20 protein-coding genes are annotated in these 23,005 nt (G+C 62.9%); 8 read left to right on the top strand and 12 right to left on the bottom strand.

The annotated features are described in order from the left end of the window. The first annotated feature begins 85 nt into the window (after positions 1 to 85). Positions 86 to 448, top strand: coding sequence for a hypothetical protein (locus VSR68_RS20290; RefSeq protein WP_342941542.1), 363 nt, complete (start codon positions 86 to 88; stop codon positions 446 to 448). 390 nt (positions 449 to 838) lie between these two features. After that, positions 839 to 973 (top strand): hypothetical protein, encoded by a 135-nt coding sequence (locus tag VSR68_RS20285; protein ID WP_342941541.1) that lies wholly within the window; start codon positions 839 to 841, stop codon positions 971 to 973. Here VSR68_RS20285 and VSR68_RS20280 read toward each other — a convergent pair. Further along, entirely contained in the window at positions 958 to 1,734 is a 777-nt protein-coding gene (locus VSR68_RS20280) for an alpha/beta hydrolase family protein (protein ID WP_342941540.1), read from the bottom strand. The genes VSR68_RS20285 and VSR68_RS20280 overlap by 16 nt on opposite strands. Continuing rightward, positions 1,731 to 2,876: a DUF3182 family protein gene (locus tag VSR68_RS20275; protein WP_342941539.1), complete on the bottom strand. Its 1,146-nt coding sequence runs from the start codon at positions 2,874 to 2,876 to the stop codon at positions 1,731 to 1,733. The genes VSR68_RS20280 and VSR68_RS20275 overlap by 4 nt, the downstream gene beginning before the upstream one ends. A 525-nt stretch (positions 2,877 to 3,401) precedes the next feature. Between VSR68_RS20275 and VSR68_RS20270 the strand changes: the two genes are divergently transcribed. The 4 genes from VSR68_RS20270 (at position 3,402) to VSR68_RS20255 (ending at position 8,622) form a co-directional block, all read left to right on the top strand. Next, positions 3,402 to 5,357, top strand: coding sequence for an aconitate hydratase (locus VSR68_RS20270; RefSeq protein WP_342941538.1), 1,956 nt, complete (start codon positions 3,402 to 3,404; stop codon positions 5,355 to 5,357). Between the two features lie 37 nt (positions 5,358 to 5,394). Then, entirely contained in the window at positions 5,395 to 6,513 is a 1,119-nt protein-coding gene (locus VSR68_RS20265; RefSeq protein WP_342941537.1) for an alpha/beta fold hydrolase, read from the top strand. 59 nt (positions 6,514 to 6,572) lie between these two features. After that, complete coding sequence (locus VSR68_RS20260) at positions 6,573 to 7,910, top strand: alpha/beta fold hydrolase (protein ID WP_342941536.1); 1,338 nt, start codon at positions 6,573 to 6,575, stop codon at positions 7,908 to 7,910. 325 nt (positions 7,911 to 8,235) lie between these two features. After that, positions 8,236 to 8,622: a hypothetical protein gene (locus VSR68_RS20255; RefSeq protein WP_342941535.1), complete on the top strand. Its 387-nt coding sequence runs from the start codon at positions 8,236 to 8,238 to the stop codon at positions 8,620 to 8,622. A 358-nt stretch (positions 8,623 to 8,980) separates the two neighbouring features. On the opposite strand, the gene VSR68_RS20250 is transcribed toward VSR68_RS20255, so the two are convergent. From VSR68_RS20250 to VSR68_RS20225, 6 genes are all read right to left on the bottom strand, one after another. Continuing rightward, on the bottom strand, positions 8,981 to 10,357 hold the full coding sequence (locus VSR68_RS20250) for an acetyl-CoA carboxylase biotin carboxylase subunit (RefSeq protein WP_342941534.1): 1,377 nt from the start codon (positions 10,355 to 10,357) through the stop codon (positions 8,981 to 8,983). A gap of 118 nt (positions 10,358 to 10,475) precedes the next feature. Next, complete coding sequence (locus VSR68_RS20245) at positions 10,476 to 12,086, bottom strand: acyl-CoA carboxylase subunit beta (RefSeq protein ID WP_342941533.1); 1,611 nt, start codon at positions 12,084 to 12,086, stop codon at positions 10,476 to 10,478. Between the two features lie 3 nt (positions 12,087 to 12,089). Then, complete coding sequence (locus VSR68_RS20240; protein ID WP_342941532.1) at positions 12,090 to 12,314, bottom strand: biotin/lipoyl-binding carrier protein; 225 nt, start codon at positions 12,312 to 12,314, stop codon at positions 12,090 to 12,092. A gap of 44 nt (positions 12,315 to 12,358) precedes the next feature. Continuing rightward, positions 12,359 to 13,927: an acyl-CoA carboxylase subunit beta gene (locus VSR68_RS20235; RefSeq protein ID WP_342941531.1), complete on the bottom strand. Its 1,569-nt coding sequence runs from the start codon at positions 13,925 to 13,927 to the stop codon at positions 12,359 to 12,361. After that, the gene (locus VSR68_RS20230; RefSeq protein WP_342941570.1) at positions 13,924 to 15,204 is read right to left on the bottom strand and encodes a CoA transferase; all 1,281 of its coding nucleotides are present in this window, start codon (positions 15,202 to 15,204) and stop codon (positions 13,924 to 13,926) included. The genes VSR68_RS20235 and VSR68_RS20230 overlap by 4 nt, the downstream gene beginning before the upstream one ends. Before the next feature lie 87 nt (positions 15,205 to 15,291). Further along, complete coding sequence (locus tag VSR68_RS20225) at positions 15,292 to 16,068, bottom strand: GntR family transcriptional regulator (RefSeq protein WP_342941530.1); 777 nt, start codon at positions 16,066 to 16,068, stop codon at positions 15,292 to 15,294. A 261-nt stretch (positions 16,069 to 16,329) separates the two neighbouring features. Here VSR68_RS20225 and VSR68_RS20220 point away from each other — a divergent pair, with 261 nt between their 5' ends. Continuing rightward, a complete protein-coding gene (locus tag VSR68_RS20220; RefSeq protein WP_342941529.1) occupies positions 16,330 to 17,583 on the top strand; it encodes an MFS transporter in 1,254 nt (417 codons plus the stop codon). Between the two features lie 512 nt (positions 17,584 to 18,095). On the opposite strand, the gene tatA is transcribed toward VSR68_RS20220, so the two are convergent. From tatA to VSR68_RS20200, 4 genes are all read right to left on the bottom strand, one after another. Beyond that, entirely contained in the window at positions 18,096 to 18,308 is a 213-nt protein-coding gene (tatA, locus tag VSR68_RS20215; RefSeq protein ID WP_342941528.1) for a Sec-independent protein translocase subunit TatA, read from the bottom strand. Positions 18,309 to 18,979: 671 nt separating this feature from the next. Then, positions 18,980 to 19,327 (bottom strand): NIPSNAP family protein, encoded by a 348-nt coding sequence (locus tag VSR68_RS20210; RefSeq protein WP_342941527.1) that lies wholly within the window; start codon positions 19,325 to 19,327, stop codon positions 18,980 to 18,982. Further along, the gene (locus tag VSR68_RS20205) at positions 19,324 to 21,045 is read right to left on the bottom strand and encodes an FAD-dependent oxidoreductase (protein ID WP_342941526.1); all 1,722 of its coding nucleotides are present in this window, start codon (positions 21,043 to 21,045) and stop codon (positions 19,324 to 19,326) included. Before VSR68_RS20205 ends, VSR68_RS20210 begins: the two co-directional genes overlap by 4 nt. Before the next feature lie 34 nt (positions 21,046 to 21,079). Continuing rightward, complete coding sequence (locus tag VSR68_RS20200) at positions 21,080 to 21,925, bottom strand: SDR family oxidoreductase (protein ID WP_342941569.1); 846 nt, start codon at positions 21,923 to 21,925, stop codon at positions 21,080 to 21,082. 123 nt (positions 21,926 to 22,048) lie between these two features. Here VSR68_RS20200 and VSR68_RS20195 point away from each other — a divergent pair, with 123 nt between their 5' ends. Next, positions 22,049 to 22,981 carry a helix-turn-helix domain-containing protein gene (locus VSR68_RS20195; RefSeq protein ID WP_342941525.1) on the top strand — a complete coding sequence of 311 codons (933 nt, stop codon included), beginning with the start codon at positions 22,049 to 22,051 and terminating at the stop codon, positions 22,979 to 22,981. Positions 22,982 to 23,005 lie beyond the last annotated feature (24 nt).

Below are 23,005 nucleotides of genomic sequence, written 5' to 3'. Positions count from 1 at the left end.
TCTCGCCCGACATTCGGCATCCGCGCGACGTCGCGAAGGCAAGGTCGCGGTCGCTTCCCTTTCAAGCGAACCGGTCGCTATCGCGATGGCTGCCTATCCCGGCGTGATGCGCCTGCCGCTCGCCCCTGAGGACATGCCATGCCGTGGCTCCCCGTACTGCCGCGTCGCTGACGGCGCGCGCAAACGCAAAACCCCACTGCCGCATAAATCCAGGGACATGCCGGACGTCACCTTCGGGCAGGTGTCGCGAATTCACAGCAGTCTTCGCGGCTTTGCGACGATTGCTCGTACCGACCTCCGGCGCGCCGAGTTGCCACTCGACGTCGCGCAACAGAACGGCCACCGTTGGGCTCGTGTGATGGTGGCGCTGTGCTGGATGGCGGCGCACTGCATCACTGCATCAACGAAACTGTGCAACGCCGGTTCGAGGGCACCTTGTCTTTGGTAAGCGTTAGTTAGCGACTGGCGTCTCCACCAATGTCCCGATCAGGCGCAGCAGTTCGGTATGCTCCGGCCCGTTGCCATTTCGAACAAGGAAGTCGCCAACTGAGATCTCGGACGGACGGCCACCTGAGGCAAAATTGGGCTCATGTCGCACAAACACCCGGCCGGAGCCGTAGTCGTGGACAAGTGACCACCTGTCTCCGTTTGCGCTTCTGTAAAGCTCTCGCGCCCTCTGACTCATCGAGTCCTCCTTCATTGCGGCTGAGCATGCAACACTGCGGCGCCGACGGGAATAACACACTCCAATGTACTCGTCCGGTAGGGCCAGGCCAACTGATCCGGCCAGAAACGGGATCGGATCTTGCTGCGTAATTCGTGCACGAGAGAGACAATCATGCTCGGAAATTTTGGCATCCTGGCGCTGGCGGCGCTGTCGCACTCGGGTGATGCCACGCGTGTCGCGATGTGGTCTTTTCCGGGTATGAACTTCCGCGCCGGCGCGCTCGCGGGCTTCTACGTCCCTGCCTGATCCGGCGCAGCCCCGCGGTCGCCTGCGCGCCGGCCCGCGACCATCTCCACCAGCCAGTTCACCACAAGCGCGGTATACGCACGTTGGCTCGGATCGTCCGATAGCCCATGGTCCGCGCCTTCGATGATCCGGTACGTGAGCGAATGTGCCTGCAAAAAGGCCTGCAGATAGCTGGCGATCACGGTGTGCGGCACGATCTCGTCATGCTCTGATTCGACCAGCAGGACATCGCCACCAAAGCGGGCCGCCGCGCGCAACGCGCGATTGTCCGACGATGGCACGATGCGTTTGCGATACGTGACGAGATCATGTTCAACGTGCAGGGCGCGCTTCGGCATGTTCCATCCTTCGTCGAGGTAGAGCGCCGGTACGCGCAGACCCAGCCAGCGCACGGGGCGCAGTTCCGTCAGGATCGCGGCGAGATAGCCGCCATAGCTGCTGCCGATCACGGCAACCGCATCGCGGTCGATCAACGGATGGTCAACGAGCGCATCGTAGGCGGCAAGCAGATCCTGCAGATTGGTTTCCCGCGTCACGTTTTGCTGTTCGTCCAGCGTGCGCCCATGTCCCGTCAGATCGAAAGTCAGGCAGACGCAGCCGAATGCCGCCGTCTGCCGGGCGCGCTCGAGATACTGCCCCTGACTGCCGCCCCAGCCGTGCACGAAAAGAACGCCTGGCACCGTTGTCTTCGGTGCGAGCAGAGTCCCGTCGAGGTAGCCATTCTCGACCTTGATCTGCACACCATAACGCTCTGCTGTCATATGCCGCTGCTCCGTTGCAAGGTATGGCGATCCACCGTGTAATACTTCGTGATGGCGCCCGCGTGCGCATCGACGCCTTGATAGAGGATGCAGGCGCCGTCGGGAAGCTGCACGTTGTCTCCGTAAAGCTCCCGCGTCGACGCGCGCGCCGCATATACCTGAGGGTCCGCCCTGAACATGCGCAACGCACCGAGCTCGGCGCCCGTTGCGCCGCCAACCCGCCACGACTGCTCGAGCACGCCGCAATGGCGCACGCCCTGTGCATCGATGCCCCAGGCGACGTCATAGTTGCGTCTCGATGCGAAGAAGCCGGCGTAATCGTTTTGCACGGCGGCGTCGAATGCACGCGCCTTGCTGATCGCCTCACGGATATCGCTTGTGACGTCGAGCTTCGCAAGCATGTCGAAGCCACCATGCACGACGACCAGGTCTGTGCCGCCATAGACGTGATGGCCGTGGTTGTTGACGGTCAGATGCTGCACGCCATAGTAGCTCGCGACCAGATCGTCGAGCGTCATCTGGCCGACGCTCAGCGTTTCAATGCTGTCCAGCTGCCGTTCGACGACGATGCCTTCGGCTCGCAGCGCCGCGTCGCCAAGCGCGTCGAGTTCCGCTTCCAGTGCATCCATATCGGCGACCAGTGCCTGTCCCGCTCCGCCGATCCCATAAGGGCGCTTGACTCGCACACGGCCCTGCGTCCAGAGCATGCGCGCCGCGTTGCAGGCATCGTCGCGCGAAAACGCGGAATAGCCCGGCAGAACCAGCGAAGCAGTGTGCTCGCCGAAGACGCGCGACCAGCCAGGCGGCGAAGCCTGCGCGTCATCGGGCAGCGCGTGTGCGATCAGCTTAGTCGCGACGAACGGAAACGGCACGACGCCGCCGAACAGATCGCGCACGGATCGTACGCCGAGCTTATGCGCCTGCGTCAGCGTCAAGGTATCGTCGGGGACCAGGTAGCGATGCGCGGGATAGGCATCGCTCTCATTGAACTCACCAGCAAGCGTCGTGCCCTTGAGTTCAGCGATCTGCCTCGCAAGCGCACAAAGCGTATCGACCTCGTGGCCGGCCAGAGCCTTGCGTTGCCCACGATAGATGAGGACAACGGGCAGCGCTGGCGTCGCCGGCGATAAACGCACCTTCATGTTGTCCTCCCCGCGCCGTGGCGCAATAGTCGCGGTATACGTTGCCATGCGCGGACATCATCGGTCGACGCGAACCCTCGCCAGAGAGCAAGGCTTGTGCCTTTGTCTGCGTCACAGCGGTCGATGGCCAATGGTGCCTGCCTGTATCGACGCATTTTCGTCCAGGTCACTTGCTGCGCAATGCGTGCACGGCAAACGGTCATATACACAATTTCCACGATCGCCATCGTTTCGCGGAATCGTCGTCGGGCGAGTCCTTATGGACGACCTCGACGTCGACGGTAACGTCCGTCGTCGCCGAACGCGCGCGCCTACCGGCGCAGCGCGCGCGTCGCAGACGCATTACGGCCGTCGCCTCGGGGCAATTGCCTGCAGGGGACGCCCGATCACGAAGTGCGTGCGCCAGAGGCCGCGCGATCCAGCAGGGGCAGCCCCGCGCGAGCAGGAGCTGGCATGAAGACTGCGGCGAAATACGCTTGTACAGCCTTCCGGCCGGGGAGGTTGTCTGCGCTGACGAGGCAAGCGATGAATCTCAATGTTTCGCAAAAGCTGATCCGGTCGCACCTGGTTCATGGCAGTTTCCAGACGCTCCAGCCGGGTGACGAGATTGGCCTGTCGATCGATCAGACGCTGACACAGGACGCCACGGGAACGCTCGTGATGCTCGAACTCGAAGCGATGAGCCTCGCCCACGCGAAGACTGAGATCAGCGTGCAATATGTCGATCACAACCTGATCCAGGAAGACTACAGGAACGCCGACGATCACCTGTTCCTGCGTAGCGCATGCCAGCGCTTCGGCCTATGGTATTCGCGGGCCGGAAACGGTGTCAGTCATCCGAGCCACCAGGAAAACTTTGGCAAGCCGGGCAAAACGTTACTGGGCTCGGACAGCCACACGCCCGCTGCCGGGTCGCTGGGTATGCTGGCCATCGGCGCTGGCGGGATCGAAGTGGCACTCGCCATCGCTGGCGAGCCCTTCTTTACGCGCATGCCGGAGGTCTGGGGCGTGAAGCTGACCGGGCAGTTGCCGGAGTGGGTCAGCGCGAAGGACGTCGTGCTGGAAATGCTGCGTCGTCATGGCGTCGATGGCGGCGTCGGCCGCATCATCGAATACTATGGCCCCGGTCTCGACGCATTGAGCGCGATGGATCGCCATGTCATCGCAAACATGGGTGCGGAGCTAGGTGCGACCACCACGGTGTTTCCGTCGGACGAAGCCGTGCGGCGCTACCTTCGTGCCTGGCAACGCGAAGCCGACTGGATCGAGCTGGTGGCCGATCCGGGTGCCAGCTACGACATCCGTGGTGAAATCGATCTGGGCGCGCTCGAGCCATTGATTGCCATGCCTTCGAGCCCGGACAACGTGCAGCCCGTGCGCGAAGTCGCCGGTCAGCCGATCTATCAGGCCTACATTGGCTCTTCCGCCAACCCCGGATACCGTGACTTCGCAATGGCCGCCGAGATCGTCAAGGGACGCGTGGTGCACGACCGTGTGTCATTCGATGTCAATCCCACGTCTCGCGCACTGCTCGAGACGCTGACGCGCGATGGGCATATAGGCAGCCTGCTGCACGCGGGCGCGCGCCTGCATCAGGCCGGTTGCAACGGCTGCATTGGAATGGGACAGGCGCCCGCGACGCACGTGCTTTCGCTGCGCACGGTGCCGCGCAACTTCCCCGGACGCTCCGGTACGAAGGAAGACAGGGTATGCCTTGTCAGTCCCGAAACGGCCGCCGCGTCTGCGCTCGCCGGCGCCATCACGGACCCGCGTACGCTCGGCATGCCGTACCCGCACGTCACCGATTGCGATTCGCCGATCGTCGACCGTCAATTGTTCGTCGCACCGCCTGACGCACAAACTGCCTCGAACGTTACGCTCGAGAAGGGACCCAACATCGCATCGCTGCCGTCGTTCGACCCCTTGCCCGATTCCATCACAGGTCCGGTCATCGTCAAGGTCGGAGACAACCTCTCGACCGACGAGATCATGCCGGCGGGCGCGCGCGTACTACCGTTTCGCAGCAATATTCCCCGGATTGCCGAATTCAGCTTCAACGCCGTCGAGCCGACCTATGTCGAGCAGGCGAAGAAGGTGCAAGGACACCTTGTGGTGGGTGGCTGGAACTACGGGCAGGGCTCGAGCCGCGAACATGCGGCATTAGGCCCGCGTTTTCTGGGGTTACGTGCTGTGATCGCGAAGAGCTTTGCACGCATTCATGCACAGAACCTCGCCAACTTCGGCGTGCTGCCGCTCGTGTTTGTGAAGCCGGAGGATTACGAACGCATCGAAGCAGGTCAAACGGTACGGCTCGATGAAGTCAGGCGTCGGCTCGCTGAAGGCGGGGAACTGCACGTCGAGGTCGACGGCGGAAAGCTGTCCTTCGCGGTTCGCCACTGCCTGTCGCCGCGGCAGGTCGAGCAGGTGCTCAAAGGCGGTCTCATCAACTGGATGAGGGATGCGCTCGCACAGCGTGGGTGAGCGCCGAGGCAACGTCGACGAAGGGCAACAGACGGTCATGAAACACGAGATTCAGCGGGCACATCACTATCCCGAGGTCGGGGTGCCACTGTTCTGGCCGTTCGGCCTTGCACTGGAGCTTGAGGAAACGGCACTGCATACCGTAGAGAAGGCAGTTCGATTCATGCGCGAAGTCGAGAAGACTCAGGTGAGCCGTGCCCCGCCGCAGTGGGCAACAAGGAACCGGATCGTCCTCGATCTGCCCACGATGGCGCTGCGCGAATTCTCGCAGGGTAGTTGCGCACCGGTCCTGGTGCTATGTCCGTATGCTGGCCATTCATCGACGATTGCCGATTTTCTCCCGGGCCAGAGTCTGATCGAAACGTTAGTGAATGCAGGCTGTTCCAGCGTCTTCGCGACAGACTGGCGAAGCGCGACGCCGCAAATGCGCTTCTTTAACATCGGCAACTATCTCGCCGAAATCGATCTGTGCGTGAATGAGCTCGGCAACAGGGTCAACCTGGTGGGCCTCTGCCAGGGTGGCTGGTGCGCTGCGATGTACGCCGCGCGTTTTCCGGGCAAGGTGGCGCGGCTCGTGATCGCTGGCGCGCCGATCGATACCGACGTCGGCGACGGGGCAATCACGCAGGCGGCACATGCGCTCCCGTTACGCTTTTACGAAGATCTCGTTCGGGGTGGGGATGGCCTTCTGAAAGGCACATACATGCTGGAGGGGTTCAAGAACCTGCAACCTGTCACGCAGTATTTTGGCAAGTTCGTCGACCTCTACGAGCATCTGGATGATCCGAGCTACGTGACGCGCTTCGAACAGTTCGAGCGCTGGTACGAATACACGCTCGACCTGCCGGGTACCTGGTACCTGCAGGTAATCGATCAGCTGTTCAAGCAGAACCGCCTGGCCAGAGGTGAGTTTGTGGCACTGGGCAAAAGGCTTGATCTCACGAATATTAAGTGCCCCACGTACCTGCTCGCCGGTGCGCACGATCACATTACGCCGAAAGAGCAGGTGTTCGCCGCGAAGGCGCTGCTTGGTACGGAAACCGGGGACGTGCAGGAGGCCGTGGCCAACGGTGGCCATATCGGACTCTTCATGGGGCAGCGGGCACTGCGCGAGAACTGGGTTCCGATTGCGCGCTGGCTTGCGCAGGGGCGCTGAGCGCGCGGTTTTTCGTATCATCCGCGCGACGGTCATACGGAGCGGGAAGGGAGGTCGAAATGGCCAGGATCATCAAAACGAGGCTGATTGCACAAGCACCTGACATCCTTTGGAGAGAGATCGGCCGGTTTGGCGCCGTCGGTCGATGGCATCCCATGCTGTCCAGGGTCGAGAGCGAAGGCGAGCATGAAGGCGGCCTGCGCATGGCCGAGGGCAAGGACGGCAGCCGGCAGATTGAGCGCCTGACCAAAACAGTCCCGGAAGAGCATTTCTATCGTTACCGGATGGAATTCACACCAATGCCGGTTCGCGACTATGTCGCCGAGTTTCGTGTCGATGCCAATGCGGACGGCACGAGCACGGTCGTCTGGTCCGCGGAGTTCGCGCCGCTGTCGGATGATGAGGGAACGACCGAGGCGATCAGCGGCTTTCTGAACGCTGGCCTCGACAACATCGCGACCCTGTACGGCAACGCGCAGATCGCAGATCAGCGACACCCTCACACAGCGCAACGCAACTTTTTCTCGTGCCGCACGAACGAACTCGAAGTGGCCTATGAGGTATCAGGCCCGGCTGACGGACGGCCGCTTGTGCTTGTTCACGGCTGGCCGGACGACGTCACTTGCTGGGACAAGACGATCGCGCGGCTCGGAGACCAGCATTTGCGGATCTACGCGCCCTATCTCCGTGGATCGGGACCGACGCAATTCCTGCATGACGGTACGATGCGCAGCGGTGCGATCGCCGCACTGACACTCGATCTATCAGAGTTTCTGGACGTGCTGGACCTGAAGGACGTCGTACTGGCCGGCTATGACTGGGGCGCGCGCGCCGCCTATGGCGTCGCCGCGCTGTTCCCCGACAGACTCACAGGCATCGTTGCCGCCGCGGCTGGCTATGCCACCGCTATCCCACCAGCGGAAATGCCTTATGAACTGGCGCAGGCGTACTGGTATGAGTGGTATGTCGCAACGACGTATGGAAACAGGGCTTACCGCGACGACCGTGAGCGGCTATGCAGATACCTTTGGGAAAACTGGTCGCCCGCGTGGGCGGACAGGGACACCGAGTTCGATGCGATGGCGGGCTCCCTCTACAACCCCGACTGGGCCGACATCAGCCTGCACGCTTATCGGCAGCGCTGGCATGACGCAGCCGGCGCAAAAGAGCACGAAGAGGTGGAGCGACGGCTGGCGGAATCTCCCACGATCCGTATCCAGACGATCATGCTTCAGGGTGCGGAGGACCGGGACAATATGCCTGTCACGTCCGAAAACAAGGAGCGCTACTTTTCCGACGGCTATGAACGGCGCCTGCTCCCCGGCATCGGACACTTCGTCCCGCGCGAATCGCCAGATGTCTTTGCCGACGCGATATGCGCCATTGCAGAACGCTGAATCAAAGGGAATTCATCTCCTTCTGCAATGCAGGCCAGTAGCGGCCCAAGGGAACGGCTCTTGCGCGAACGATTTATTGCTTCACCAGTACATGTCTTTTCGCCGATGGACTCGTGCGACACGGCGTCGAATTCATCCCGCGTCAAAGCGTACCGGCTGCGCTGGCCCTCGCCTTCGAAAACCGTGGCATCCGTAACATCACCCTACAGATCACGCCTCGTTCCTCGGCACCCAGGTGTTCGCATTTTTTACACCCCTTCGTGCTCCCAGCGTGCCACCCGGCGTTGAGGGCCCGGCGTGCAGTGCGCCTTTGGCGATGCTGCATATGGGAATCCACTACCTCAACATTGCAGAAGCAACATGGAATCTGCCTCAGTACGTCATCACCTATGAGGCTTTATTTAACACTTTCGCAAAACTCGAATCCAGACGTGGATTCGATGAATGCGCCGCTGAGGCGGCGTGGATCGAAACGCTCGCGCATGCAAACAGATGGTTTCGGACGTTGGAACTTGATATGAGTGGGCGCACGCCCCGTGAACTAACAGGACAGCTCGCATCATTGAGCCGATATGGAATTCACCTGCGCACAACTGTGCCAGTCGAGATCGAAATGCTGCATCTCGAACGCTGGTATCCCGTCACATTGAAAAAGCGATTCCCCCTGATGTCTATTCCAGATTCAGTGGAGCGAATCGGTATCTACTTCTGACAAACGCGGCGCCGGCTATGACCTTGAGAGCTTCGCCTGGCCACAGACCGACCCGAACCCTATGCCACAGGAAAGGGCATGCCTTGACGTGGATACATCACCACCCCCTGACACCAATCATCCACATGTGTCCGCTAACGGCAGCATTCAACCAATATTGCTCTACTCCGCCATCCTCATAGCAAGATTGTCGCGCGCAGCCATCCGGTATTTTCGGTCGAGAAGGTTTTAAAATTCATTAATAATCAATGCATTATAGGAGTTTATAACGGTTCAAAATTACCGAAGGCGTACAACCACTTTGCGGGCCTGAGAATCAAGCGTCTATCGACGCATACGCCGCTGGTCGAACAAGCGCTCATGCCGCCGATTCGGCAACCGGCCTCGCAGAAGTTTGCGCGGCGAGTTCCGCGCCGAGTTGCGTATGCACATCGCCCGTCTGGAACGCGTCGCTCCTCAGTACGGCGAGCGCAAACGGAATGTTCGTCTTCACGCCTTCGACGTCGAATGCTTCGAGCGCATCGGCCATTTGCGTGATTGCCGCGTCGCGCGTCGGCGCATGGACGATCACTTTCGCGAGCATCGGGTCGTAGAACGGCGTCACGCGATTGCCTTCGGCGTAGCCTGTCTCGACGCGCACGCCCTTCGCAACGGGCGGCCGGAACACCGTCAGCGGCCCAGGCGATGGAAAGAAGCGCCGTGGGTCTTCCGCATACACGCGCACTTCGATCGCGTGCCCAGATGTCGCGATCTGCGCGGGCAACACCGCGTCGAGCCGCTCGCCCGCTGCGAGCCGAATCTGCGCCTGCACCAGATCGACGCCGGTGATCGCCTCCGTCACCGCATGCTCGACCTGTAGACGCGTATTCATCTCGAGAAAGCTGAACGAGCCGTCCGGCGCGACCAGCATCTCTGCCGTGCCAATCACGTCGTAACCCAGCTCGGCGAGAATGCGCGCGATGTGCGTCCCCGTTTCGTCGATCAGCGCACGCGGCAAATGCGGCGCGGGCGACTCCTCGATCACCTTCTGATGGCGGCGCTGCACTGAGCAGTCGCGCTCGTACAGATGCCGCACGTTGCCATGCCTGTCCGCGAGCAGTTGAAACTCGACGTGACGCGGGCGCTCGATCAGCCGCTCGACGTAGATGTCCGCGTTGCCGAAGCTGCGCTGCGCCATCGAGCGCGCGCGCTCCAGCGCATCGCGTGCCTCGGCGTCGTTGCGAGCGGGCAGCATGCCGATGCCGCCGCCGCCCGCCGCCGGCTTGACCAGCACGGGAAAACCGACGCGCCGCACCGCGTCGAGCTGCGCATCGGCGTCGCCCGTCAACACGCCGCTGCTCGGATTGAGCGGCATGCCGTGGCGCGCCATCAGCTCGCGCGCCTGTGTCTTGTGGCCCATCGCGCGCAGCCAGCGCGCGTCCGGCCCGATGAACGTCGCGCCCAGCGCGCACACGGCTTCGGCGAACTCGGGGTTCTCCGACAAAAAGCCGTAGCCGGGATGCACAGCGTCCGCACGGCTCTCGCGAATCGCGGCGGCGATTGCGTCGACATTGAGGTAGCTCGCAGCGGGCGCGGCCTCGCAGATGCAGATCGCTTCGTCGGCTTGCGCGACATACGGCAAATCGCGGTCCGCCTCCGAATAGACGACGACCGACGCGATCTTCATCTGGCGCAGCGCGCGCAGCACACGTGCGGCGATCGCGCCGCGATTGGCTATCAGAACCTTGTTGAACATGGCAGTCTCATCGGTCTATGGGCACGTAAGGCGGAACGTGAGGCGTCCGCGCCGCGGCTTGCGCACGGCAACGCATCGAGCCGCCACGCGCGCGGCCACGGCGAAATGCGGCGCAGGCTCAAGGGCGAACGCCCGCGCGCATACGCGGCCCCAGATCGGTTTTCATGCGCCCCTGCACGGCATCGATGAAGCGGCACAGATAGCGCCGCGTATGGCGCGGATCGATCACGTCTTCCACGCCGAACGCCTCGGCGGTGCGCAGCGGCGACGCGAGCGCGCGCAGTTCCGCTTCGAGTTCCTGCTGGCGCGCGAGCGGGTTTGCCGCGCTGGCGATGTCGCGCCGGAACGCCGCAGCGACGCCGCCTTCGACGGGCAGCGAACCCCATTCCGCCGACGGCCACGCGAGCTTCAATTCGACGCCGTTCTTGTCGGTCGTGCTCATGCCCGCCATGCCATAGCACTTGCGGATCACGACGGTCAGCATCGGCACCGTCGCCTGGAGACCGACGTACACGGCGCGCATGCCTTCGCGCAACGTCGCCGCCGCTTCGGCCTGCGTGCCCACCATGAAGCCGGGCACGTCGACGAGAAACACGAGCGGAATGTGGAACGTGTCGCACAACTCGACGAAATGGCTCTGCTTGCGCGCCGCCTTCACGTCCATCGCGCCGCCCGCCGCCATCGGATTGTTCGCGACGATGCCGACCACCTTGCCATTGAGCCGCGCAAGACCTGTGATCAGCGCCTTGCCGAACGTCGGCTGCACTTCGAAGAGCGAGCCGCGATCGACAACCAGTTCGATCAGTTTGCGCATGCTGTACGGCTTGCGGCGATCGCGCGGCACGATGCCGAGCAGCGCCTCTTCCGCGCGATCGATCGGGTCGTCGCACGGCACGACGGGCGGCAGCTCCCACACGTTTTGCGGCAGATAGCCGAGAAAACGCCGGATCAGCCCGAAGCACTGCGCTTCGTCGTCGGCCGCGTTGTCGACGGTGCCGGCGACGTCGACGGCCATGTGCGCGCCGCCGAGCGCCTCCTTCGTCACCTTCTGGCCGAGCGAGCGTTCGACCACGGGCGGCCCCGCCGCGAAAATCTGGCTCGTGTCGCGCACCATGATCGACCAGTGCGACAGGATCGCGCGTCCGGCCGGACCGCCCGCCGCCGTGCCGAGCACCGCGCTGATCACGGGCACGACGCCGAGCAGCTGCACGGAGCGCTCGAAGCCGTGGACGCCCGGAAATACCGTGTGCCCTTTGCGCTTGGCCGTGTTGACCGTGCCGCCCGCGCCGTCGATCAGATTGATGAGCGGAATGCGGTAGTGATACGCGAGATCCTCGACGAAGCCGCCCTGCCCGCCCTTGCGCCGGTCGCCGCCCCAGCTCGTGCCGCCGCGCACCGTGAAGTCCTCGCCGCCGACGGCCACCGCTCGCCCGTCGAGTTCGGCGAGACCCGAGACATATGGCGCGGGCGTGACCTTCGTGACGACGCTGTTTTCATACGTCGCATTGCCGGCGAGCTTGCCGACTTCCTGGAACGAGCCTGCATCGACGAGCCGGTCGATCCGCTCGCGGATCGTCAGCCTGCCCTGTTCGTGCTGCCGCGCCACCGCTTCGTCGCCGCCCAACTGTTCGGCCCAGCGGTAGCGCAGCGCGATTTCATCCGCCTCGTTGCGCCAGTCGTCTGCCGTCATGCTGACTTCTCCCATCGTATCGATCCCCATCTCGTTCATGGCCTACTCCAGCTCCAGCACCACAACCGTGTCGCCTTCCGAAACCGGCTGTCCCTCCGCGACGCGAATCTCGACGATGCGGCCGGCGTCTTCGGCGATCAGCGGAATCTCCATCTTCATCGACTCGAAGATCAGCACGGTGTCGCCTTCGTCGATCGCGTCGCCCTGCACTTTGAGCACCTTCCACACCGCGCCAGTCACTTCAGCCTTCATCTCGAGCTTCGGCATCCCGGTATCTCCTCGCTGTTTCGCTGGATTTCGTGAACGTGTCTTCAGTAACTCGATGGCCAGGTGCGCATCAGATGCTGGCCGACGCCGTTCGTCAGGCGCAGCCGGTGAACATCGAGCATGCGGATCAGGAACGCGCGCGTCTCGTGCGGCTCGATCACGTGCTGCACGCCGTAGTTGCCGGCGATGTCGTATGCGCTGCTGTCCTTCTCCATGTCGGCGAGCGCATCGTCGAAGCCCGGCTCGCCGGGCGCGACGCCATGCACGATCTGCGCGGCGTAATGCGCGTTCATGAAGCTCACTTCGGTGCTCGGCCACGCGGCAACTTCGTCGGAGTTGCGTCCGCCGCCCATGTTCAGATACGCCTGTCCATAGCTCTTGCGCAAGATCACCGAAATTTTCGGCACGGTGACGAGCGACAGCGCGCTCATGAAGTTCATGATCTTGCCGGGCGCGCGGCGGCGTTCCGCATCGAGCCCGATGATGAAGCCCGGCGTATCGACGAACATCACGAGCGGGATGTTGAACGAGTCGCATAGCACGATGAAGCGCGTGATCTTTTCGCACGCGTCCGTGTCGAGCGCCCCGCCCTTGTGCAGCGGATTGTTCGCGACGATGCCGACCGTGCGTCCGTCGATGCGCGCGAGCGCCGTCACGGCGACCTTGCCGAAGCGCGCTTTCAGTTCGAACAGACTGTCGCGATCGACGATTGCGGACAGCAGCGTGCGCACGTCGTAGACCTGCGTGCGCTCGCGCGGCAACAGCGAGCCGATGTCGCGCATCGCCTCGCCGGAACCATGCGGCACCGCGCGCACGGGCGGCGCCTCGTTGCAATGGCTTGGCAGATACCCGAGAAACGTGCGCAGCGCGTCGAGCGCTTCGTCGTCGGTATCGGCGACGCGGTCGATCAGTCCAGTGATCTGCGCGTGAAGACGCCATCCGCCGAGTTCTTCCGGGTCGATGCGCTCCCTCACCGCGAGCGACACAAGCAACGGGCTCGACACCGCCAGCACGGCGCCCTTGCGCATCACGGTGAAGTCCGACAGCACCGAATACCACGTCGACGAGCCGTAGCACATGCCGAGCACAGCGGCCACCCACGGCGTTTCGCGCATCCGCTGATACTGCGTCGGGTCGGCGCCGAGCATGCTGCCCATGCCGCGCGCGCCCATCGTGTCCGGCATGCGCGCGCCCGACGATTCGCCGAGAAAGACGAGCGGCAGCCCGCGCGACGTGGCCGCGCGTTTCATCTGCGCGATCTTCTTGCCGTTGGTCGCGCTGCTCGATGCGCCCATCACCGTAAAGTCGTTCGAGACGAGCGCGACTTCGCGTCCTTCGATGCGCGCATAGCCGGCGATCTTGCCGTCGGCGGGCGTGCGCGCGCGATCCGCTTCGAACACGGACGACGTGGCGAACAGCCCCGATTCGACGAACGACCCTTCGTCGACAAGCGCATCGATGCGTTCGCGCGCGTTCATCACGCCTTGCACGCGACGCTTTTCCAGCTTGGCGTCACCGCCCATCGCAAGCGCGGCGGCGCGGCGTTGCGCGTGCGTGGCGTCCGGCTCCGGGCTGTCCCGCTGTTCGATGGCTTCGTGATTGCGGTCGTTCATGGCGTCACCGTTGCGGATGCGCGCTGCGGCGTGTCGTGCTTGCCCAACGGCGCCGCTGTGCGGATCACGCGGCGCTGCGCGAGTTGCGCGATGTCGGACTCGCCGAGCTGCGCGACGTCACGCAGAATCGCATGCGTGTCGCGGCCGATCGCGCCGCCGCTGCGATGAATCCCGCCTGGCGTGCCCGACAGTTTCGGCACGATGCCGGGCACTTTCACCGTGCCGAGCGCGTCGTCGTCCACTTCGACGAGCATTTCGCGCGCGGCGAAATGCGGATCGGCGAACACATCGCGCATCGTGAAGATGCGCGTCGCGGGCACGTCTGCCTGTTGCAGCGCGAACTCCAGGTCGGCAAGCGCATGGGTGCCCGTCCATTCACCGATCAGCGCATCGAGTGCTTCATGATGCTCCGAGCGCGCGCGTCCCGACGCGAAACGCGGATCGTCGGCGAGCGCCGGCTGCTGCATCGCCTGCACGAGACGGCGAAATACCGCATCGCCCATCGCGGTGATGTGGATGAACTCGCCGTCCTGCGTAACGTAGAGATTGTTCGGCGTGCTGTCGGGCAGGCGCGAGCCCGTGCGGCCCGCCACGAAGCCGAGCTTGTCGAACGCGGGCACATGCGGCTCCATGAAACTGAACGCGCTTTCGTACAGCGCCGCGTCGACGCACTGTCCGACGCCCGTGCGCTCGCGTGCGAGCAGCGCCATCGTCGCGCCGAAGGCGGCGTACAACCCCGTGCAGTAGTCGGTGAGCGAGACGGCGACGCGCGCGGGCGGCCGGTCGGGATCGCCCGTCACGTGACGCAGCCCGCTGACCGCTTCGCCGATCACGCCATAGCCCGGACGTTCGCGATACGGACCGCTCTGCCCGAAGCCGCTGATGCGCACCATCACGAGGCCGGGGTGCCGCGCGCTCAGCGTGTCGTAACCGAGTCCCCACTTTTCGAGCGTGCCGGGACGGAAATTTTCGATCAGGCAATCGCACGACGCGGCGAGGCGCGCGACAAGCGCGCGTCCTTCGTCCGAACGCAAATCGATGGACACCAGCTCGCGGTTGCGCAGCAGGCTCGCCGCATAGAGCGATTTGCCTTCGAACTGCTTGCCCATCGTGCGCAGCGGATCGCCCTCCGGCGGCTCGATCTTGATGACCTGCGCGCCGAAATCCGCGAGCAGCCTGCCACAAAACGGCCCCGCGACCGTCGACCCCAACTCCAGCACACGGAAGCCCGTCAACGGCCCTGCGCGCTCTCGCTTGCCCTGCGTGCTGCCTTGCATCTCTGCCTGCCTGTGTCTCGCGGACATCTGCGACTCCCCGGCCGCGCGCGCCGCGCCGCCTGTTCGTTGCCAGCTAGCTTTTCCTGCTCAGACGATGAAGTTCTTGTACCGCTTGATGAATTCGCGCGCGCTGCGCATGTTCTCGCGCCGGCAGCGCTCGGCTTCCTCCGCGTCGCCGCGGCGCATCGCCGCGAGCACCGCGCAGTGCTCTTTCAAGCCCTGCTCGGCACGCCCCGGCAGGATGATCACGCGGCGGATCACCGCCTGCGTCTTCTCGTAGATGCCGTCGATCATCGTCGTCAGCACGGGATTGTTCGCCGCTTCGAGCACGCGCTGGCGGAACGCCGCGTAGCCCGTCAGAAACGCCTCGAAGTCGTTGTTCTCGACATAGGTGCGCATCGGCCCTTCGAACAGATCGACGAGATCCTGCCAGCTCGAAGGGTCCGTCTTTTCGGTGGCGAGCCTCACCAGCAGTCCTTCGAGCACTTCGCGCACTTCATAGAATTCGAAGATCTGCGACGCGTCGAACTTCACGACGATCGCACCGCGATTCGGAATGCGCTCGACAAGGCCGCGTTGTTCGAGCAACGCCAGTACATCGCGTACGCGCGAACGCGCGATTCCGTATTCATCGGCCAGTTCCTGCTCGCGCAGCCGCCCGCCGGGCGGAATGCGCTGCGCGACGATCGCATCGCGCAGCGTGCGGAACACTTCGTCGCCACTGGGCGCGCGCTTCGGCTTCGCACTCTTCGCGGATCTCGCGACCGTGGCGGCGTTCTTCGCCGTCTTGCGCGCCGGCGTGCCGCCCGTCGCGTTGCCTGCTGGTTTGCCCTGTTTCATCGGTTTGCCGGATTGGGTCCGCATGGTATGCCTTCCATTCGATGCTAGTAATAGTCTGCAAACATGTCAACAATCTTGTTTTCATCGGTGATTGCAATCGGGGCGCACATGGAAAATCTGCTTGATACCGGCACAGCCAAGTGAACACAGGGAAAACGTGCATCCGTCAACATTTTTGTTGACATGATTGCATACGTTTTCTAGGCTGAACCGTGCAGGCTTTCCAGGCGTGCGTCGAGGCGCGCGTCTTGCTGGTCCCACGAGCAGACACGAGGAGACACGATCATGGCAGCCTCGGACTATAGTGCGCAGGCGGTTGCCGCCACGAAAGGCAACCGATGGACGATCGCCTGGCTGTTGTTCGCCATCACGATCATCAACTACGCAGATCGCGGCGTGCTAGGCGTGGTCGCACCCGTGCTGATCAAGTCCTTCGAGCTGGACATGCGCCAGTTCGGCCTCATTGCCAGCGCGTTCGGCTGGGGCTATGTGGTGATGGTGTTTCTGGGCGGCGGCATCGTCGGATGGCTCGGACCTAAGCGCACCTACATCTGGTTTTCGACGCTGTGGTCGTGCGCTATCACTCTGGTTGCATTTGCAACGGGCTTTCTGAGCCTCTTCGTGCTGCGGCTTTTGTTCGGCGTCAGCGAAGGCGTCGTCTTTCCGAGCGGCTCGCAACTGATCGGCAACTGGTTCAGCAAGGAAGAACACGGGCGCGCCGCATCGCTGATGGGGGCGGGCATTCCTCTCGGCTCGCTGCTGATCATCCCGTGCGCGGTGTGGCTGACGTCGAGTTATGGATGGCAGGCGCCGTTCGTCCTGCTCGGCGCGATCGGCATTCTGTGGGCGATCCTTTGCAAGTTCTTCGTGCACGATGGACCTGAGCACGCTCGTGCGTCCGCTTCGCCGGCCGCGGATGCCGCGCCGCGCTCGAAGGTGCCGTGGGGCATCGTGTTGCGCAGCCGCACGCTCTGGCTCACAGGCCTCGCGTTCTTCTCGTCGGCCTATGTTCTGTATTTCCTGCTCAACTTCCTGCCGACGTGGCTCGTGCGCGAGCGGCACATCGCGTTCTCGCACGTGAGCTTTCTCGGCGTGCTGCCGTGGATTTCGATGACGATCGGCGCACTGCTTTCGGGCCCCGTATCGGATTTCGTCTACCGGCGCACACGCAATCTGCGCTGGGCGCGTAGCTATCTGGCGGGTGCATGTCTGATTGCGACGGGCGCGCTGATCAGCCTCTCGCTGGTCCTGTCGGACACGCATGCGATCGTGGCGTTGATCAGCACGGCAAGCCTGATCAACTTCATCGCCAATCCCGTGTTCTTCGCGATCCCCGTCGACGCGTGCCCCGAGCATGGAGGCGCCGCATCGAGCCTGACAACGGGGATCGGATCGACGGCCGGCATACTCGCGCCGCTCATCACAGGATTCATCGTCAATGCGACGGGGACTTTCTACATGGCGTTCGCACTCGTCTCGGTGTTGCCGATCATCTTCGGCCTGCTGCTGATCTTTGCCTGCAATCCGTCGAGACTGTGAGCAAACGCCGAGGCGACTAACGAAATGTTCGGCTCGGCATTCACAGGCCGGGATACGTAGGCGCGTTATTGCAGCGCCAGTCCGCGCGGACTGATCGGGCATGTCGAGCGCGTCGATTCGGTCAATGCCTTGTGCACTGCCATCATCTGAAACGCGGAGCCCGAATGCGCGGTTGCAAGAAGCTTTGGACGCAAGGCCACCGTATCGATGCATACGCATCGGATGATGCCACGCCACCATCAGCACCGAAACTGAACTCAGTGCCATCGCGGCACTCGCGATTATCGGGCTGAGGAGAATGCCGAGCCATGGAAGCACTTCCCGGCGCATGAGCCACCGCTAGAAGACCTGCCGAGCTCTTCTCTGTTGATGTAGGTTGGTTCTGGGCCACGCGGCGAGACGGACGTCAGCAGACGCTCACCTGTCCTACTGCGCCCGCTCGGTAAGGGCGCACAAGATTGCGCCCGATTCGGGGACGGGGTGGATCGAGCGGCCCCGCGCCCTTTTTCTGCTTATCTCGGGAGCACGTCCTTCGCCGGGGTGTCGATTGTCGCCGCGGTCGCAACCGGATTAGTGGCCCGCGTGGCTGAATCGCCCATGCCTTCCTTGAAAGCCTTGACGGCAACGCCCAAGTCCGAGCCGGCTGACCGGAGCTTCTTGGTACCGAAAACAAGCGCAACAATGGCTAACACGATAAGCCAGTGACCGATGCTGAGACTACCCATATTACATACCCCTAAAAGCGAGAGAAACGTTGAAGCTGAAAACGGGATGCGCAATATTTACTGGAAGACCCGCACTTGACCCACGGCAGTTCGATGAGCCCACGCATCCGCCGCGTATTCTGGCATAAAAATCAATCGCTTATGCGTCCCTTTTTCGATTTTGGAACCATCGATGGACAAAAATGGCTGGTTTGATCGCGGCAATAATTGCCGATATACGTGTGCTCAACTCGGCATAATGTTGGCCATTAAAAACAGCCTGGCAAGTCGTTCGACAGGAACGTCATTCAGCACTTTGCGGGTCAGCGCTATCGCTGTGGAGCGACCTAGGTCTTTGCAGCTCACTAACTCACTCACTGAGCAGATTCTGGCGAGCATTCTCCAGTCAGCAAGCTGCCATGCCGCACCTAATTAGTAACGCTAATAAAATGTGCTATTCAATCTATTCAAATGGCGCCGTCGTCGTAAGCGCCGATATTGCCTTGCGCCCCGCGACATCGATCTGACGTGCGCCGCGGGGAAAATTACGATGTGCGTGTTGATCACAGTCGCCGTTCGAACGTGATCTACCGATCGAGAGCAGCATGCCGGCATCGCTCGCGCCTGCCATCAAAGACCGGCGCGATCCGATGCGTGCCTGTCGACTAACAGTAAAACACTAGAGCATCGGCCTACTCTGCGACACTGCCCAGCGCGGCGGCACGAATGAGCCGTGTCTCCTGTGCCGTGATCAGATGGCCCGATGCCTTGAGATAGGCCGGGAAATCCGGATGCGTATCACGTGCAAGGCACCGTCGTTCGTAGTCCGTCAGATCTTCATACCCCCAAAGGTGGGTGAACTGGTTCTGCGCTCCGACCACACTTGTCCAAAAACCGAGCGGATGTCCAAGCGTCTCGAGCAGGATTGGCATGGCGAGCCTGTCAAACACATCGAGAAACTCGGGCATCTTGCGCAGCGCGATGGTGTAGACCCGGAAATCCACGAGAGGCTTTGCCAGATACATTGGGTGGATGCTCATGCGTGTACCTTCTCCTTGCAGGTCATGGCTTTGCTGGCGATGGCATTACCCGTGACATAGCCGAAAGTCATGTTGGGCCCATGGGTGATACCGGCGCCCGGATAGTTGCCGCCCATGACGCTGCGCCGGTCATTGCCGACCGCGTAAAGGCCTTCGATCTGGCTGCCGTCGGCGCGCAGGACCTCGCCGGTGACGCTGGTACTGAGGCCATCGAACGTGCCCAGATCGCCCATCACCACCTTCACCGCATAGAAGGGGCCGGTCGTGATCGGCGCGACGCACGGATTAGGCTTGTTGTCAGGATCGGCGAGATAACGGTTGAACGATGTGCGACCGCGACGGAACGCCGGGTCCTCTCCGCGCTCGGCATCGAGGTTGTACGCACAGACCGTCATCTCAAGCGCATCAGGAACAATCCCGCAATTGCGCGCCAGCTCGCGGATCGTCTCGCCCTTGATGAGGTAGCCTTTGCGTAGCAACGGCCCCACGGGCATCGGCGCAGGCTTGGCATAGCCCAGTCCATACTTGCCCAGCGCGACCTTATCGCAGATCAGCCACATCGCCGTCTCCCGCTCACCCTCGCAGGCACGGATCAGCGCCGAGCCAACATCGTGGTAGGAGTTCGATTCATTGGTGAAACGCCGACCGCTGCGCAGCACGCCGATCACGCCGGGCTTATAGCGGTCGAGCAGGTGCGGGAATACGCCCGTGCGGCCCTTGCCGAAGGGCACGCTTGAAACAGGCATCCAGGCCGACGCATCGGAGAAGCCGAGCTTCACGGCACCCCCCACCTTCTCCGCCATGGTCAGCCCGTCGCCCGTATTGCCAACGGGCGTGGGCGAGAGATGCTCACCTCCACGCTTCACATGCGGATAGACCCGCGCGATGCGCTTGAGATCATGCGGAAAGCCGCCGCAAGCCAGTACGACGCCGTGCCGGGCGGTGACGCGAAGGTCACCGTCAGCCGCGCTCGCGCGCACACCGACCACCTTGCCGTTCTCGCTCAGCAGTTCCTTCACGGGCGTCGAAGTGAGGATCGGAATGTCGATCGCCAGCGCTGACTTCGCAAGCCTCGCGGCGAGCGCGTTGCCGCTCGTTACGTTGATCCCTCGCCGGTAAAGCGTCAGCTCCTTGATGTGCGTAGCCAGCCGGCGGGCCACATAGAGGAATGAAACAATAGACTTCGTCGCGCGGAAGAAGTGCTTGAGGTCCGCGTTCGAGGAATTGAACATCATCCCCATGAAGGTAATCGTCTCGAGCGGCGGCTTGAGGCGTTGCATGTCCTTGCCCAGCCCGCGAATGTCATAGGGCGCGGCGAGAATCGAGCGGCCGATGTCGACGCCGCCGGGCGCATCCGGGTGATAGTCCGGATAGAGCGTGGGCACGAACTTCATCTCGGTCTCTCGCTCGAAGAACTCGACCATTTTCGGCCCATTCTCGATAAAGCATTGGACCGCGGCGGCATCGTAGTTGTTGCCCGTCTCGCTCATCATGTATTCGCGCACGCGCTCGACGGTGTCAGCGGGGTTCTGCTGCCGGCCATACTTGCTCAGCGGAATCCACATGACTCCGCCCGACAGCGCGGTGGTGCCACCGAACACGGGCTCTTTTTCGAGCACGATGACATCGAGGCCGCGCTTGCGTGCAGTGATCGCCGTGGCGAGGCCCGCAGCACCCGATCCAACCACGACCAGATCACACTTGATCTCATTGGTCATATCCAGTCTCCTTGTCGTTATGGTGTGATGGCGTTCACGCGGCCGCAGTGGCGTTGAAGCCGGGGCGCGGGACCATGTCCATCAGCATGCAATCGAGCCCGCCGTCGACAAGCACCTCCGCGCCATTGACGTAGGCCGCCAGGTCGGAGGCGAGGAACAGGGCCGGGCCGGCGAGGTCCTCCGGCTCGCCGATGCGACGGCTCGCGGTAGCGGCGGCGCGGCGAGCCTCGAAGCCGGGCTCCTCATAGAACTTCGCGGACAGCGCGGTACGGATCATGCCAGGCAGCACGCAGTTGCTGCGCACACCGCGTGGGCCCCACTCCGACGCCAACTGCCGCGAGAGCAGCAGCACGCCCGCCTTGCTCGGACTATAGGAACCGCTATTGGTCTGCGGATTGAGTGCCGCAATCGAGGCCACGTGGACGATACTGCCCTTGCCCGCCGCCAGCATGTCGCGTCCGAAAGCTCGCGCACAAAGAAGATAGCCCGTCAGGTTCACGGCGATGGCCTGGTTCCAGTCCTCGATCGAGACCGTCTCGAGAGGTCCGGCGCGCAGAAGTCCTGCATTGTTGACGAGCACGCTGGCCGGTCCGAGTGCCGCGCGAACCTCGCCCGCAGCGGCGGCAACCGATGCTTCGTCCGATACGTCACAGCCGATCGCCTGCGCCACCGCACCGGCCTTCCGAAGTTCGCCAGCGACAGCTTCAGCACCGGCAAGATTCCGATCCACGAGGGCCACATGTGCTCCGACATCGGCGAACGCGCGCGCGATGCCGGCACCAATGCCACTGCCCGCACCCGTGACCACGCAGACCTTTCCGTCCAGGTTCAGCCCGTATGGGGCCGAGGCAGCAGCACGGTTTTCACGTTCCTGTCCCATGTCGTTAACTCTCCTAAGATTGCTCATGCGATTAGCTTCCTGAAATTTGTATCGCCATTGAACGCCTCCAGCGCCTGTGGAACAATGGACAGAGATCACATAGAGCAGGACATAACGTGCATCATGGCCAATGACCAACAGCGCCGCCGGACCGTTCTTCATTTCGCGCTCTATGGCGCGGAAGCCGATCAATCATGGGTCGACATGGTGCATTACGAACCCATTCCCCTGCGTGCCGGCCGTTTCGACTTCGACATCAAGCCGCACGTCCACGATGCGCTGATCCAGGTGCTCTACATCACGAGCGGGGGCGGCGAGACCTTCATCGACGGCAAGACCTGGGCGGTCGTTGCGCCATGCCTGATCGTCGTGCCAGCGCGCGCGGTCCACGGCTTTCACTTTCGCAGCGACATCGATGGCCACGTGATCACCGCCGCGCAGCCTGCGCTCGAATCGCTGGCAATGACGGCCGCGCCCGAGCTGCTGGAATTCATGCGCACGCCGACGGTGCTGTCAATCGACCCCGACGTCGAGCGCGGCACACCCCTGGAGACCCTGTTTCAGTCGATCGGACACGAGGCGGAGAGCCACGAGCGCTGGCAGTTCACCGCAGGCGCAGCGCTGACGATCACCCTGTTCGTCAAGATCGGGCGCCTCAGCGAGAGCGCCCGGCTTTCAGCCAGTTCCGAGCAGCGGACAATGGCCGCGCGGATCGAGCGGTTTCGCGCCCTGCTCGACCGCCATTGCCGTGAGCGGCGGCCGGTCGCCAGCTATGCCGACGAGATGGGCGTCACCACCGGCCAGCTCTCCCGTATCTGCCGCGCCACCTTCGGGGTCTCGGCCATCGAGGCGATCGATGCACGCTCGATCCATGAGGCCAAGCGGCTGCTCGGCTATTCGACGCTCAGCGTGAAGCAGATCGCCAGTGAACTGGGCTTTCAGGACGAGGCCTATTTTGGTCGCTTCTTCCGCAAGCAGACGGGACTCCGGCCGACCGAATACCGCTCTGCAGCCCACGATCGATCCCTGCCGCCTGGAAAGGGAGCGGCGGACTGACTCGACCTCGCTCCCTCATCCCGT

It is taken from the genome of Paraburkholderia phymatum (assembly GCF_038900715.1).
Lineage (GTDB): Bacteria > Pseudomonadota > Gammaproteobacteria > Burkholderiales > Burkholderiaceae > Paraburkholderia > Paraburkholderia phymatum_A.
The sequence above is the reverse complement of the archived record's forward strand: the minus strand, read 5'-3'. Positions and strand labels throughout refer to the sequence as shown.